General features: G+C 59.2%; 12 protein-coding genes. 9 read left to right on the top strand and 3 right to left on the bottom strand.

Going from position 1 to position 14,116, the window contains the following annotated elements; translation table 11 throughout:
- Nucleotides 1-34 precede the first annotated feature (34 nt).
- Nucleotides 35-436 (bottom strand): DUF2631 domain-containing protein, encoded by a 402-nt coding sequence (locus tag HMPREF2847_RS10315; protein WP_038628682.1) that lies wholly within the window; start codon nucleotides 434-436, stop codon nucleotides 35-37.
- A gap of 215 nt (nucleotides 437-651) precedes the next feature.
- Between HMPREF2847_RS10315 and HMPREF2847_RS10310 the strand changes: the two genes are divergently transcribed.
- From HMPREF2847_RS10310 to HMPREF2847_RS10295, 4 genes are all read left to right on the top strand, one after another.
- Nucleotides 652-1,884, top strand: a complete 1,233-nt coding sequence (locus tag HMPREF2847_RS10310) for a M50 family metallopeptidase (protein WP_048735558.1) — start codon at nucleotides 652-654, stop codon at nucleotides 1,882-1,884.
- Between the two features lie 59 nt (nucleotides 1,885-1,943).
- Nucleotides 1,944-3,791 (top strand): penicillin-binding transpeptidase domain-containing protein, encoded by a 1,848-nt coding sequence (locus HMPREF2847_RS10305; protein ID WP_048735563.1) that lies wholly within the window; start codon nucleotides 1,944-1,946, stop codon nucleotides 3,789-3,791.
- 68 nt (nucleotides 3,792-3,859) lie between these two features.
- On the top strand, nucleotides 3,860-4,771 hold the full coding sequence (gene map, locus HMPREF2847_RS10300) for a type I methionyl aminopeptidase (protein WP_070852340.1): 912 nt from the start codon (nucleotides 3,860-3,862) through the stop codon (nucleotides 4,769-4,771).
- Nucleotides 4,772-4,774: 3 nt separating this feature from the next.
- Entirely contained in the window at nucleotides 4,775-6,238 is a 1,464-nt protein-coding gene (locus HMPREF2847_RS10295; protein ID WP_070852339.1) for a cobyric acid synthase, read from the top strand.
- On the opposite strand, the gene mtr is transcribed toward HMPREF2847_RS10295, so the two are convergent.
- Complete coding sequence (mtr, locus tag HMPREF2847_RS10290; protein WP_070852338.1) at nucleotides 6,235-7,674, bottom strand: mycothione reductase; 1,440 nt, start codon at nucleotides 7,672-7,674, stop codon at nucleotides 6,235-6,237. The two genes, HMPREF2847_RS10295 and mtr, sit on opposite strands and share 4 nt — an antisense overlap.
- A 60-nt stretch (nucleotides 7,675-7,734) precedes the next feature.
- A complete protein-coding gene (locus HMPREF2847_RS10285) occupies nucleotides 7,735-8,769 on the bottom strand; it encodes an alpha/beta hydrolase (RefSeq protein ID WP_070852337.1) in 1,035 nt (344 codons plus the stop codon).
- A gap of 165 nt (nucleotides 8,770-8,934) precedes the next feature.
- Here HMPREF2847_RS10285 and mqo point away from each other — a divergent pair, with 165 nt between their 5' ends.
- The 5 genes from mqo to HMPREF2847_RS10260 all read left to right on the top strand — a co-directional run.
- A complete protein-coding gene (mqo, locus tag HMPREF2847_RS10280; protein ID WP_038628692.1) occupies nucleotides 8,935-10,431 on the top strand; it encodes a malate dehydrogenase (quinone) in 1,497 nt (498 codons plus the stop codon).
- A gap of 93 nt (nucleotides 10,432-10,524) precedes the next feature.
- Nucleotides 10,525-11,688: a magnesium chelatase ATPase subunit I gene (locus HMPREF2847_RS10275; protein WP_070852336.1), complete on the top strand. Its 1,164-nt coding sequence runs from the start codon at nucleotides 10,525-10,527 to the stop codon at nucleotides 11,686-11,688.
- Nucleotides 11,689-11,794: 106 nt separating this feature from the next.
- Entirely contained in the window at nucleotides 11,795-12,472 is a 678-nt protein-coding gene (locus HMPREF2847_RS10270; protein ID WP_246822006.1) for a vWA domain-containing protein, read from the top strand.
- A complete protein-coding gene (cobO, locus tag HMPREF2847_RS10265; protein ID WP_070852403.1) occupies nucleotides 12,453-13,073 on the top strand; it encodes a cob(I)yrinic acid a,c-diamide adenosyltransferase in 621 nt (206 codons plus the stop codon). The genes HMPREF2847_RS10270 and cobO overlap by 20 nt, the downstream gene beginning before the upstream one ends.
- The coding region (locus HMPREF2847_RS10260) for a cobyrinic acid a,c-diamide synthase CobB (protein WP_070852335.1) at nucleotides 13,067-14,116 on the top strand (1,050 nt) is incomplete at its 3' end. The genes cobO and HMPREF2847_RS10260, both read left to right, overlap by 7 nt.

Raw genomic sequence — 14,116 nt, 5'->3', positions numbered from 1 at the left:
TGTTAGGCCAGACTTTCTGCAAAAGTGGCTAACTCTACTGGTTCTGTCCTTCCGGCAGGCGGTTCCAGGAGCGCAGCTGAGAGTCGGTCAGGTTAGCGTAGACACCAGTACCGTTAACCTGGTCACGTGCCCACTCCGGCTCAATGTGGCCTTCCGGCTTGTTGTGACCGGTAACGGTGCGGACCTGAGAACCCTGCGGGGCGAACAACTGCAGCAGCAGCCCAATGGCAATAAGGGCAGCAATGGCGACCAGCCACCAATTCTCGACGTTGCCCTTGTGGTTACCGATGGTCATGCCCAGCAGGAAAATCACGGAAATCCAGCCGGCCTTCTGCATAGCGCTCTTGCTAATGCCGTGCCAGCCCCACTTCGCCGACGGCTCGTCGAGGGTGCTGACGCCGCGGTAAATCTCTTCCTTTGGCTCGTGGTTGCTCACTTGAAAGTCCTCCTGTTAACACTTTCGGCGAATTGCACTCTATATGCACTTCAGTCTATCTGCGATTTTGCTGAAAGCGACTGAGCGCATTTTCAGACAATCTTGAGTATCGGGTGTAAGGATACCTTAGAACTTGCTGAAATTGGGACTTCGCCCGGCCGGAAACTCTCCGCCGGTGTTCTGGTTTGCCCAAAGTGGGGGTAGGGTGAGCACTCGTGACATTTCTTCTTGGAGTTTTACTCTTCGCAATCGGCATCGCGGTGACAATCGCCCTTCACGAATGGGGCCATCTCACCGCAGCTCGACTGTGTGGAATGCAAGTGCGTCGGTACTTCATTGGCTTCGGCCCAACGCTGTTTTCCTTCAAGCGGCATCACGCTGCGGCAGGAGGGCATGACACCGAGTATGGAGTAAAGGCAGTTCCGTTTGGCGGATTCTGCGACATCGCAGGTATGACCGCTATGGATCCAATCGATCCTGCCGAAGAGCCCTACGCCATGTACAAGAAGCCGTGGTGGCAGCGCATTATCGTGATGCTCGGTGGGGTGGCGATGAACCTCATCGTTGGATTCATCATTCTTTACTTCATCGCAGTGACGTGGGGTTTGCCCAACATGGGTAAGGAAATGGCCCCGCGTATTCAGGCGGTACAGTGCGTCTCGCCGGCACAGCGGGCCGACGGCACTCTGGAGCCCTGCACTGGTTCCGGTCCTGCAGAGCGCGCAGGGCTACGTGCCGGAGATGTGATTGAGAAGATTAATGGCACCAAGATTACGTCCTACCCCGAGGCTGTGTCGCTTATTGGCAGCTCTGCAGGTGGCGACATCAAAATGACCATCGACCGCAATGGCAGCGCCCAGACGGTCACGGTCACCCCGGAAGTCGTCAAACGCAAGACTAACGACGGCCAGGACATCGACCAGCCTGCGATTGGTATCGCCTTCCAGCGACCAGAGACTATCCTCCACGAGTACAACGCAGTGACCGCCATCGGCGGTGCGGCCAGCTTCACAGGCAGTCTTTTTGGGGCGGTTTGGAATGGGCTGCTCTCCATCCCGGAGAAGGTTCCCGGTGTGGTTGCGTCCATCTTCGGTGCTCAGCGTGACCCGGCCAGCCCAATGAGCGTCGTCGGCGCTTCGCGTGCCGGCGGTGAATTGGTGGAGATGAACCAGTGGCCGTCATTCTTCCTATTGCTGGCCAACCTCAATTACTTCCTGGCCGTGTTCAACCTCGTGCCGTTGCCGCCACTCGACGGTGGCCACATCGCCGTTGTTATTTATGAACGCATTCGAGACGTGATTCGCAAGGCATTCGGTAAGCCAGCGCTTGGGCCTGCCGATTACACCAAACTCATGCCAATTACTATGGCCTTTACCGCGGTTTTGCTGGTCTTCGGCGTTCTGGTCATGGCCGCTGACGTGGTCAATCCAATTGTGCTGAACCGCTGATAGCAGGTTGCGGCGTGCCAGCGTCGTCGTAAAGCAAAGCGGTGCTAACGTCAGCCCACATGGAACAAACTTCGCGCCGCAAGCCCCTGCTTCGCAGTATCTCGGCTGTGGCAATCACGGGTCTGGTGTTGTCATCCGCCGCGTGTACGCCGCGGCCTGACACCGGGCGCGAGGTGCTAGAGGAATTCCTGGGGGCGCTGGCGGGAGGGGACGTTGCTAAGGCGGCGGCACTGACTGATCACCCGGACTCCGCTGAAGGAGATCTGAAGGCGGCCACTGCCGGACTCCAGCCGGAGGGGCTTGAGTATGAGATTGCGGGTATCGATTCCAGCTCGAACCAGTCCTCGGCGGAAGTCGCCATGAATTGGCAGCTACCGCATCAGCGACGCTGGGGATATGACACCACTTTCACACTGACCAAGACTGAGACTGGGCAACGAGATTGGGCATTGCGCTGGTCGCCAGCATCCCTGCATCCACAGCTGGGGCGTAACCAACACCCAGAATTGCGCACTATCGCAGCTCCACGTCCGTCTGTGGTTGGCTCGGACGGTGCGGCCTTGCTCGAGCCAGGGACTGTGCACCGGGTAATTCTCCATCGTGATGGGGCGGAGAATGTGCAGTCGTCGATTAACCGGGCGGCGACGGTCATCAATAATGAAATGCCGGAAGACGGTCCGAAGCTTGACGCACGCGCTGTGGGGGAGCAGGCGAGCGGCGGAAAGGGTAATTTTTCGCTGATCGTGTTGCCGGCATCCACGCCACAGCGTGTCAAAGATGATCTCGCTGACATTGATGGAATTTCGGTTAACGATGAAGCCGCTATGGTGCGACCCGACCCGGGGTTCGCGCCCGATTTGATGAGCCGCGTGGAAAGACTAGTGGACACCGGTGATCACGGTGCCGATGGCTGGAATATCGTGGCGGCCAACGAGGGCGGAGCCGTCGTCGGAACCCTCTATGAGGTGTCTCCGGATGTAGCGCCGGCGGTGCAGGCATCAATTAGTAAAAAGGTGCAGGACGCAGCGCAAAAGGCCGTCGATACGCGGCAAGATGCTAAGGCAATGCTGGTGGCTGTGCAGCCGTCTACGGGCAAGATTCTGGCGGTAGCACAGACAGCGGAAGCAGATAAGGACGGCGACCTTGCGCTGATGGGACAGTTCCCGCCGGGATCGACGTACAAGATTGTCACTGCCGCCGCAGGTGTGCAGCACGAGGGGCTAAATGCGGGATCGACTGTGCCGTGCCCAGGTTCGATGGAGATTGGGCCGCGTATTGTCACCAACTACAACGGAAGTGGTGTCGGGAATACCTCGCTGAGCGATGCGTTCGCGCGGTCTTGTAACACCACGTTTGGCAACATCTCTCACAAGTTGGAGCCAGGGCAGTTCAAGGAGGAGTCCAAGAACTTCGGCATCGGCATCAACTATCACATCGCGGGCCTCGACACTATTACCGGCAGCGTGTCTGATGGCAGTGATGAAGTCGAGCGTATCGATGCGGGCTATGGGCAGGGCAATGACTTGGCCAGCCCGTTTGGCATGGCCCTGGTTTCCGCGACGGTGGCGGCCGGACGCACTCCGACACCGTCACTCGTGCCAAGCGCGGGAACCTGGCAGTCGCAGGTATCAAAGCCACTGCCGCCTGAGGTTTTGAATGAGGTTCGCACACTCATGCGGGCGGTGGTGACCTCTGGTACTGGTTCGGCCATTGCCGGTCGAGGTGAAGTTTATGCAAAGACCGGTGAGGCCGAGTACGCTGGCGGCTCCCACGCTTGGTTTACTGGCTACCGCGATGATTTGGCCTTTGCCACGCTTATCGTTGGCGGTGGTGGTTCGGAGCATGCCGTGGCGATTACCGATGCCTTCTTTGCCAATATCGATGAAGGTTCGGGGGACGAGGGCTAGAGCATTTCTGGCTTTGAAACCGGCACAGGCCGAAAGGCTAATTCGGGGGTAGGGGTAGAGTATGTTCCATGATTCAGCGTTCTCCACTTACTCAGCAAAAGTCCACTCCAATTCGCACCGTTCCGGCACATATTGAACGGCCGGAGTACGCCTGGAAGGACGAGGTTCAGGAAGGCGTCGGCGAGCCGCTGGTACAGACTCCGGAAGATATTGAAAATATGCGAGAGGTCTCTCGCATTGCTGCCAACGCGTTGGTGGAGGCCGGCAAGGCCGTAGCTCCGGGCGTGACCACGGATGAGATTGACCGGGTGGTGCACGAGTACCTGTTGGATCACGACACCTACCCGTCCACGTTGGGGTACCGCGGTTTTGAGAAGTCGTGCTGCGTGTCTCTCAATGAGATTGTCTGCCACGGTATTCCGGATACTCAGGTTATTGAAGACGGCGATATCGTCAATGTCGACGTCACCGGATACAAGAACGGCGTCCACGGCGACACCAACGCGACTTTCCTCGCGGGCAATGTCTCGGAGGAGCACAGCCAGCTGGTGGAGCGCACTTACAATGCCACCATGCGCGGCATTAAGGTTATCAAGCCGGGCCGTGAGATTAATGTCATCGGCCGCGTGATTGAGTCCTACGCTAAGCGTTTTGGATACAACACTGTTCGGGACTTCACCGGTCACGGTGTCGGGACCACGTTCCATAATGGTTTGATTGTGTTGCACTACGATGAGCCGAGCCAGGACACCATTTTCGAGCCGGGCATGACCCTGACTGTCGAGCCGATGATCAACCTCGGTGAGCTGCCGTACCACATCTGGGATAACGGCTGGACTGTGCAGAATGATGACTTCAAGTTCACCGCCCAGTTCGAGCACACGGTGCTGGTGACCTCCGACGGCTACGAAATCCTCACTCTGCCGGATGAGCAGAACGTGCCAGGCCAGTTCCAGACTGGTTGGAAGCCCGAGGCCTAAGCAGTGCAGGCTCCTGCAGCTCTGATTGCCGGCTGCACCTCAGATGCCGGTAAGTCGGTTCTGGTTGCCGGCATGTGTCGGTTGCTCGCGCGACGCGGAGTGCGCGTCGCGCCCTTCAAGGCGCAAAACATGTCCAATAATTGCGCTGTCACGCTCGACGGCGGCGAGATTGGGCGCGCGCAGGCTCTGCAGGCGTTGGCCTGTGGGCTGGAGCCGGATGTCTCCTTTAACCCGGTGCTTCTCAAGCCGGGCTCGGACCACACCAGTCAGGTGGTGGTGAAGGGCAAGGCCGATGGGCATGTGAGCGCCCTGACGTACCGGTCGCGGAGAAAAGCGCTGCGCGGAGTAGTTGCGGAGGCTTTGGAAGAGCTGCGGGGGCAGTTCGATGTCGTCCTGTGTGAAGGTGCTGGCAGTCCTGCCGAGGTCAATCTGCGAGAGTCAGACATCGCCAACATGGGGTTGGCAGAGCTCGCTGATTTGCCGGTTGTGGTCGCCGGTGACATCGACCGCGGTGGGGTGCTTGCACATTTCGTCGGCACGCATGCAATTCTGAGCGCCGAAGATCGCGCGCGGATTACCGGTTTTATTGTCAACAAGTTCCGGGGCGATGTTTCGCTGTTGACACCGGGATTGGACGTAGTGCGTGAGTACACCGGTGTGCCCGTACTCGGCGTGGTGCCGTTTATTCCGGGGCTGTGGATCGATGCGGAGGATTCGCTCGGCACAGTCGCTGGTGCGTCGGTAGGGCCGGCGAACGCACCGCTGGGCACGGAAACGTTGTCCGTGGCCGCCATTCGCTTGCCGCGCGTGTCCAACGCCACCGATATCGAGGCGCTTGCCTGTGAACCAGGGGTACACGTGCAGTGGACGGTCGATCCGTCGGTCGTTGCTCGCGCCGACCTGGTCGTGTTGCCCGGGACGAAGTCGACGGTCGCTGATCTCAAGTGGTTGCGCGAGCGTGGGCTTGACGACGTGCTAGAGAACCGAGCCGCCCGGGGGCTACCGCTGATTGGCATCTGCGGCGGGTTCCAAATGCTCTGCACTACCATCACTGACTCGGTGGAGTCGGCAGCCGGGACCGTGAACGGGCTTGGCGTGTTCGACACCGACATTGAATTCGCGGGGACGAAGACACTGGTGAGTCACCCGGATGGCTCCTACGAAGTGCACAATGGACAGGTTGTGCGAAGCAGTGAACATCCTTTTATCACTGAGCCTGAAGAAGGGGCGCGGCGTGGCATGGTGATGGGCACGCACCGCCACGGCTACCTGGAAAATGATCAGGCGCGCCGCGAGTTGCTGATGGAAGTGGCAGTTGCCGTCGGTCGGGACGGCTTCGAGGTCAGCTCTACTACTTCGTTTGCCGCAGAACGGCTGCGGCAGGTCGACATGTTGGCCGATGCAGTCGAGGAGTACCTGGCTGGGCCGGCATTGGCCCAGGCCACAGGTATTGAGCAGCTGGGCTAATTATCGAACTCCAGGCCCAGAATCGCGTTTTCAATCAGCTCGGGCAGCGCTGGGTGAATCCAGTGCTGGCCTGTGACAACTTCGCGCACATCCATCTCGAAGCTCATCATCTGGATGCACTGCTGCACTAGAGTGGCAGCCTGCTCGCCGATGAAGTGCGCACCCAGCAGGCGGCCGGTGGCGCGGTCCGCAATCAGTTTGGCAAAGCCGTCGCGATTCTCCAGTGCCCAGCCGTAGGCAACGTCGCCGTAATTCTGTACCTTCACGGTAATGTCCGTGCCATTTTCCGCAGCCCAGGCGCGAGCTTCGTCCTCGGTCATACCGACCTGACCAATCTGCGGATGTGAGAAGACTGCCGACGGAATGTAGCGGTGGTCAAATTCACGCAGGTCGGATGGGTTCAGCACGTTGTGGAAGACCACCTTGGCCTCATGGTTGGCAATATGCTTCAGCTGGTACGGGCTAGAGACATCGCCCAGCGCCCACACACCTTCGGCTGAGGTGCGACCGTACTGGTCAACCTTGATGCGACCATCGTCGTGCATCTCCACACCACCGGCTGCAAGATCCATACGGTCACCGTTGGGGATGCGTCCGGTTGCCACCAGCAGGGCATCGGCTGCGAGCTCCGTGCCGTCGTCAAGCGTGGCCGTGACGATCTGACCCTCCTGGGAGAGTTCAGTGATGGAGGTGTTCATACGGATGTCAATGTCGCGGGCGGCAACCTCGTGGAAACGCTCGGAGATAGCGGCATCTGAGCCACGCAGCATGACATCGGAGCGCACCAGCATGTGCACCTTCGTACCGAAGGAGGCGAAGACGTGCGCGAACTCGCTAGCGATGTAGCCGCCGCCGACGACAATCATTTCGCGCGGAAGCTTGTCGACGCGCATGATGTTCTCGTTGGTGTAGTAATCCACCCCGGACTGTGCGATAAGGCCCGGGACATGCGGGCGGGAGCCTGCAGCGATGATGATGTTGTCGGCTGTGATGTCGACGGTTTCCTCGCCGATGCCAGTGCGAATAGTGCGCGGGCCGACGAACGTTGCGTGGCGGTCGTAGACATCGATATTGGGAGTCTCGTCCCCGCGGCGGTATGCCTCGCCGCCGTCGGCAATCTGGTCGACTCGCTGGGCGAAAACGCGATCCTGGATTTGCTTGAGATCAACGGAGTTGAAGGTGCCGTGCACGCCCAGGCGGCTGGCCTCGCGGATGTTGCGGGCGGCATCAGCGGCCAGAACGAACATCTTGGTGGGAATACACCCAACGTTGAGGCAAGTACCGCCGAAACGTCCTTCCTCCACCAGAGCGATACGGACATTGTCGTAGTCCGGGGCTGGAATGGAATTGCCGGACCCTGTTCCGATAATGATGACGTCGTAGTGGCGTGGGGTAGTCTCAGGCGAATTCTCAGTGGTCACAAGCACTCCTAGCATTCTGGTCAAACTAGTTTGGTTCAACCGTACTGAATGCTGATTTATTCCGAGCTCCTATTTTCAGCTGCCTCCCGGATTGACCGTGGTAAGGAACTGGAAGGTCTCATTAAAAGCGCGATCTAGTGCTTCGGGTTCCGAGAGATACACGTCGTGGAGGGCACCCGGAATCGCGACGTTGCGAGCCTGCGGGCTCAGGTGGGCAGTGGCATCGGCAATTTGTTCAGTGTTGAGAACAGAGTCAACGCGACTGAGCTCCGGAGTGTAGTCGGAACCGAGAAGGTAGTTGTCCGAGTGGAGGACGAGCGTCGGCACGCCGGTGTCGATACCGCGGCTGACACGTTGTTGGCCGACGATGATGGCATTCAGCCAACGCCAGTTCTTGTCATGGCCAGCCAGCGGCTTGAAAGTACGGTTGTACTCCCAGCGTCCCTGGTGATCGGCGCTAATGGATTTGCCATAGCCGCCCGCAGACTGCACCGGAATAAGATTGTTGGGGCGAATACGCGACATAACGCGAGCTACTAGCGAGTACACGGGAGCCTTTGCGCGGGAAACGTGCAGAGTCAGCCACGGTGAGTTCAAGACGGCAGCCGTGACGGAAATATTGGGCGCTTGCGGGCAATGGCCGCCTGTGCTTCGTAGCCAATCGAGCCAGAGAACGGCAATGAGACCGCCGGTGGAGTGCGCATTAACAGTGACAGTTGTATGACCGGCGTGGTCTAACACCGCGAGTGCGCCGTTGAGATCTTCGAAGTAATTCGTTAAATCGCTGCAGCCATGCCAAGTCTGCCCCGGTTGGTGAGCGCGCCCGCACTTGCGCAGGTCAATGGCGTAAAAGGCGTAGCCTTCGGCATAGTACCGTTCCGCCACGTGCCTCTGGAAGAAATAATCCGACATCCCATGAATCCATAGAACCGCCGGACGTGTTTGGAAGTCGCTTGCCGACGAGTCGGGGCAGTAGCGAACCAAAACCGCGCGTACGGATCCCTCGCCGTCGGGGTCCTGGCCGAGTTCGATGACATGTTGGCTGTAGCCCTCGCCTAGGTTATCGGGGTTAAAGGCGGGGGTAGTGAAATCGGGAATATCGGTAGTCACAGGGTCAAGCCTAGCGCCGATTACCGGGGGTAGTGTGAATGTGTGACACAATAGATTATGGACTGAGACGGTAGCTCTCTTTTGCGTCTTTAGTTGTGTGTGCGCGCATGTGAGCGAGCGCTAGTTTGAATCACTAATCAAGTTAGTAAGGATGTTGACAGCAAAATGGCTGATAACAAGCTTCCTGCCTCCAGTGGCGACGAGGTAGATGTCGTCCTCATCGGTGCAGGTGTAATGAGTGCGACGCTGGGTGTGCTGCTCAAGGAGCTCGAGCCATCCTGGTCACAGGTTCTGTTCGAGCGTCTCGATCAGCCCGCCAAGGAGTCTTCCTCCCCGTGGAACAACGCCGGTACGGGCCACTCTGCTCTGTGCGAGCTGAACTACACGCCGGAGAAGAACGGCAAGGTCGACGTCACCAAGGCTAAGACCATTAATGAGCAGTTCCAGGTTTCCCGCCAGCTGTGGACCTCGCTGATTGAAAACGGCACCCTGACTGACCCGAAGGAGTTCATCAACCCGGTTGATCACACCACCTTCGCTCAGGGGCCGGAGCAGATGGCGTTCATGCGTCGTCGCTACGAGGCACTTGAGAAGGAGCCGCTGTTCCACGGTCAGGAGCTCATCGAGGATCCGGATCGTTTCGCAGAATACCTTCCGCTGATGTCGGAGGGGCGTGACTTCTCCAAGCCGGTCTCCGCTATTCGTAACCCGAATGGTACGGACGTTAACTTCGGTGCACTGACCAAGCAGTACCTGGCCGCACTGTCCGATATGGGTACTGAGATTCGCTACGGCCACGAGGTCACCGGTCTGAAGCGCGACGGTTCCAAGTGGATTGTCACCGTGAAGAACCTGCACACCAAGGACGTTCGCACCTTGGTTGCTAACTTCGTCTTCGTCGGTGCCGGCGGTGACGCGCTGCCGCTGCTGCAGAAGGCTCGTATTAACGAGATTCGTGGTTTCGGTGGCTTCCCGGTCTCCGGACAGTGGCTGCGCTGCACCAACGAGGAAGTTATTGCTCAGCATGACGCCAAGGTTTACGGTAAGGCTTCCGTCGGCACGCCGCCGATGTCGGTTCCGCACCTGGACACCCGTGTTATCGACGGCAAGCGTGGCCTGCTCTTTGGTCCGTACGCCGGTTGGAACATGAAGTTCCTGAAGAACGGTAACAACCTGGACCTGATTAAGTCTCTGCGTCCGGCCAACCTGCCGTCCATGATGGGTGTTGGTGTCCAGGAGATGGGGCTGACCAAGTACCTGATTACTGAGGTTCTGAAGGATTTCGACGCACGTATTGAGTCCCTGCGTGAGTACGTCCCGAACGCTCGCCCGGAGGACTGGGAGCTGATTGTCGCTGGTCAGCGAGTCCAGGTCATTAAGCCGATGAAGGCCCCGGTCTTCGGTACCCTCGAGTTCGGTACCGCGGTCATCAACTCGTGGGACGGCACCATTGCCGGCCTGATGGGTGCCTCCCCGGGTGCTTCCATCGCTCCGGCCGTGATGATCAGCCTGATTGAGCGCTGCTTCGGCCGCCACATGGGCAAGTGGGCTCCGAAGCTGAAGGAGCTCGTCCCGTCCTACGGCACGCACCTGGCTGATGACCCGGCTCTGTTCAAGGAGGTCTGGGAGGCTTCCCAGAAGACCCTGAAGTTGGAGCGCTAAGCACTCCGCTGAAGAGCTTCAAAGAGTTCAATTAAGCCAACATTTTCTACCCCGCTGTGAGCCATCCGCTCCCAGTGGGGTAGAACTGTGTTTATGGAAAAAATCACGTCAGCTACCACTGCACAGACAGAGCCCACTTTTCCCTTTACTGCGATTGTCGGGCAGCAGCGACTACAGCTTGCGTTGATTCTGACCGCCCTATCCCCGGAGATTGGCGGCGTGGTCATCCGCGGTGAGAAGGGCACAGCCAAGACCACTACAGTCCGCGCATTGGCGCCATTTCTCAGCGGATCGTTGGTGAACCTGCCACTCGGCGCTACGGAGGATCGAGTCGTAGGCTCTATCGACGTGGAGACTGTGCTAACCACCGGACACGCACGGTTCAATCCGGGGCTACTCAGCGCTGCTGATGGCGGCATTCTCTACGTCGACGAGATTAACCTGTTGCCGGACCACCTCGTTGACTCCGTGCTCGATGCTGCAGCCACCGGACGTGTGGTTGTTGAACGTGACGGCATCTCGCACTCTGCTACCTCCAGGTTCGTGTTGGTCGGCACGATGAACCCGGAAGAGGGTGAATTGCGTCCCCAACTTCTCGACCGCTTCGGTCTCGCCATCGACGTCACCGCCTCCAAGGATCCTGCCGTCCGCGCGGAGATCGTCGCCCGTCGACTCGACTTTGACGCCGACCCGGAGAACTTCGTCACGCGCTTCGCCGCCGACGACGATGTGCTGCACGCTCGCATCGATCGCGCACGCGCACTGCTTGACGACGTCGAATTGACCCCCAACATTCTTGGTCAAATTGCAACCGTGTGCGCTGCTTTTGATGTGGACGGGATGCGTGCCGACATCGTCATTGCACGTACCGCCCGCGCTCACGCTGCATGGCGAGTAGCTGGGGACGAGTCAGCGCAGCCACAACCGGGTAAGCCAATTGAGATCACTGCGGAAGACATCAGGGTAGCTGCAGAAATGGCACTGCCGCACCGTCGTCGCCGTGACCCCTTTGATGAACCAGGATTGGACCAGGAGCAGCTCGATGATGCTCTGCAGGATGCAGAGGAGCAGTTCCGAGATGACCAGAATCAGTCAGAGTCGGATCCGGAGTCGGATCTGGAATCGTATCCAGAGCCCGAGGCTGATCAGGTCTCCCAGTTCGACTCCAACTCCGAACCTCAGGAGCCACAACAGTCGAATTCCGCCGGATCGAAGGGAGGTCGCGCCGCTGAAGGCGCCCCCTTTCGCCGTTCGTAAAATCAGTGTCGACGGCGTCGGCCAAGGAGATTCCGGCCGTCGCTCCAAGGCCATTGGTCCCCGGGGCAGCACCATTGGCGCCGAACGTGACGGTCATGGTCTCCACGTGCCGGCGACAGTGCTGGCCGCGGCCAATCGTGGCGCCCGCATTGGCGACTCCATGATCCCTCTGGAACCGGAAGACGTTCACGGCGCTATCCGACAGGGAACTGAGTCCAATCTGGTCGTCTTCGTTGTGGATACCTCGGGTTCTATGGCCGCGCGCGACCGCCTGGCAGCTGTCACCGGCGCCGTCACTTCGCTGCTGCGCGATGCCTACCAAAGCCGTGACAAAGTCGCCGTCATTACTTTCCGAGGCAACAGTGCCGAATTGGTTTTACCACCGACCAAGTCCATTGATACCGCGGTGCGTCGTCTCGCAGACGTCCGTACTGGTGGGCGAACCCCATTGGCCGAAGGATTGCTGAAGGCACACGAAGTGGTGGTGCGGGAAGCGCACCGGGAGCCCACGCGCCGCGCAATTATGGTGTTGCTCTCCGATGGCCGAGCAACAGGTAAAAATGGGCTGCAGCAGGCGAGGGCCGTGGCCGCAAAGATCCGTCGTCAAGCGTTGGCGGCGACGGTGGTTATCGACTGTGAGCGCTCTCGCGTGCGGCTGGGGTTGGCACAGGAAATCAGTGTGGAATTGGGTGCCACCTGCATAAACCTTTCCGAGCTCAACGCCGAGACGGTGGCGGGCGTAGTCCATGCCTATCATCGAGACCATGGCACAAGGAAAGCTTGACCCCAAATCAATTCCCAACGACGGGCTGACCACCAGGCAGCGTCGCATGATTCCGATTACTGCCGTGCATACCGGCCCAGGTAAGGGTAAGTCCACGGCGGCATTCGGGATGGCGATGCGCGCGTGGAATCAGGGTATGAACATTGGTGTCTTCCAGTTTGTGAAGTCGGCAAAGTGGAAGGTTGGCGAGGAAGCTGTCATGCGTCGGTTGGGCACGCTTCACGACGAAACGGGAGAGGGCGGCCCGGTCGAATGGCACAAGATGGGCGAAGGCTGGTCTTGGTCGCGCAAGCAGGGCACCGAGGAGGACCACGCCGCAGCTGCTGCAGAGGGATGGCAGGAGATCAAGCGGCGCCTCGAAAATGAGGTGCACGACTTCTACGTTCTCGACGAGTTCACCTACCCAATCAAGTGGGGTTGGATTGATGTCGACGATGTGGTGGAAACATTGAAGAACCGTCCTGGCCACCAGCATGTGGTGATGACTGGCCGTGATGCGGATCCGAAGCTCGTGGAGGTCGCGGATCTGGTGACTGAGATGACCAAGATTAAGCACCCGATGGATGTCGGACGTAAGGGACAAAAGGGCATCGAGTGGTAGCACCTGGAATTGTCATCGCGGCGACAGCTTCAGGCACGGGAAAGACGACAATCTCCACGGGTCTGATGCGTGCACTGTCGCGTCGTCACGCGGTGGCACCTTTCAAAGTCGGACCCGACTATATTGATCCTGGCTATCACGGGGTAGCCGCTGGTCGTCCCGGGCGCAATCTGGATTCCTTTATGTGCTCGCCTGAGATGATCGGGCCGCTCTACGCACACGGAGCTGCCGACAGCGAGATTGCGGTGGTCGAAGGTGTTATGGGGCTTTTCGACGGCCGCATTGGTGACGACCCGCTATCGGTGGAGGGGTCGACGGCCGAGATTGCCTCGCTGCTGGGACTGCCGGTGGTGCTGGTTATTGATGCCCGGCATATGTCGCAGTCGGCGGCGGCTGTTGTTCACGGTTTCTCCACGCTTCGCACTGACGTCCGTGTCAGTGGCGTGATTGTTAATCAGGTGGGCAGCCCGCGGCATGCGGACATCATTACCCGTTCTGTGGAGGCCATGGGTGTCGAGGTGCTCGGCGCTATTCCGCGAGTGACTGATATTGAGGTTCCCAGCAGGCATTTGGGGCTGGTCACTGCAGTCGAGCAGGGTGAGCAGCTAGAGGCGGTCATTGAATCGATGGCCAACTTGGTGGAGACGTACATCGACATCGACCGGATTGTCCAGCTTGCCCGGCAGCCCTATCCAGCTGAGCCATGGGACCCCGCACAGTTCGTTGCACCGCTGGCTACTCAGCGCCGCGTGCGCGTGGCGGTCGCGGCGGGTCCTGCGTTCTCGTTTACCTATGCAGAGCACCGTGAGCTATTGCGGGCTGCTGGAGCCGAGGTCGTGGATTTTGACCCATTGGTTGACGAACTGCCGGAAGCCGAAGGCTACATCGTGCCCGGTGGATTCCCGGAAGAGCATGCTGATGCGCTGTCTGTTCGCGATGACATTCGCCGGGATCTACGGCAGGCCGCCGACGATGGCGCACTGATTCACGGCGAATGTGCGGGGCTGCTCTGGCTGCTTGAAGATCTCGGTGGGCGCCGTATG

The organism is Corynebacterium sp. HMSC074C03 (assembly GCF_001838285.1).
Lineage (GTDB): Bacteria > Actinomycetota > Actinomycetes > Mycobacteriales > Mycobacteriaceae > Corynebacterium > Corynebacterium amycolatum.
The sequence above is the reverse complement of the archived record's forward strand: the minus strand, read 5'-3'. Positions and strand labels throughout refer to the sequence as shown.

Excerpts from the sequence above, each read along its gene's own strand:
- HMPREF2847_RS10305 (WP_048735563.1), top strand. The coding sequence starts at position 1,944 with ATGGAACAAACTTCGCGCCGCAAGCCCCTGCTTCGCAGTATCTCGGCT.
- map (WP_070852340.1), top strand. The coding sequence starts at position 3,860 with ATGATTCAGCGTTCTCCACTTACTCAGCAAAAGTCCACTCCAATTCGC.
- mtr (WP_070852338.1), bottom strand. The coding sequence starts at position 7,674 with ATGCTAGGAGTGCTTGTGACCACTGAGAATTCGCCTGAGACTACCCCA.
- mqo (WP_038628692.1), top strand. The coding sequence starts at position 8,935 with ATGGCTGATAACAAGCTTCCTGCCTCCAGTGGCGACGAGGTAGATGTC.
- HMPREF2847_RS10275 (WP_070852336.1), top strand. The coding sequence starts at position 10,525 with ATGGAAAAAATCACGTCAGCTACCACTGCACAGACAGAGCCCACTTTT.
- cobO (WP_070852403.1), top strand. The coding sequence starts at position 12,453 with ATGGCACAAGGAAAGCTTGACCCCAAATCAATTCCCAACGACGGGCTG.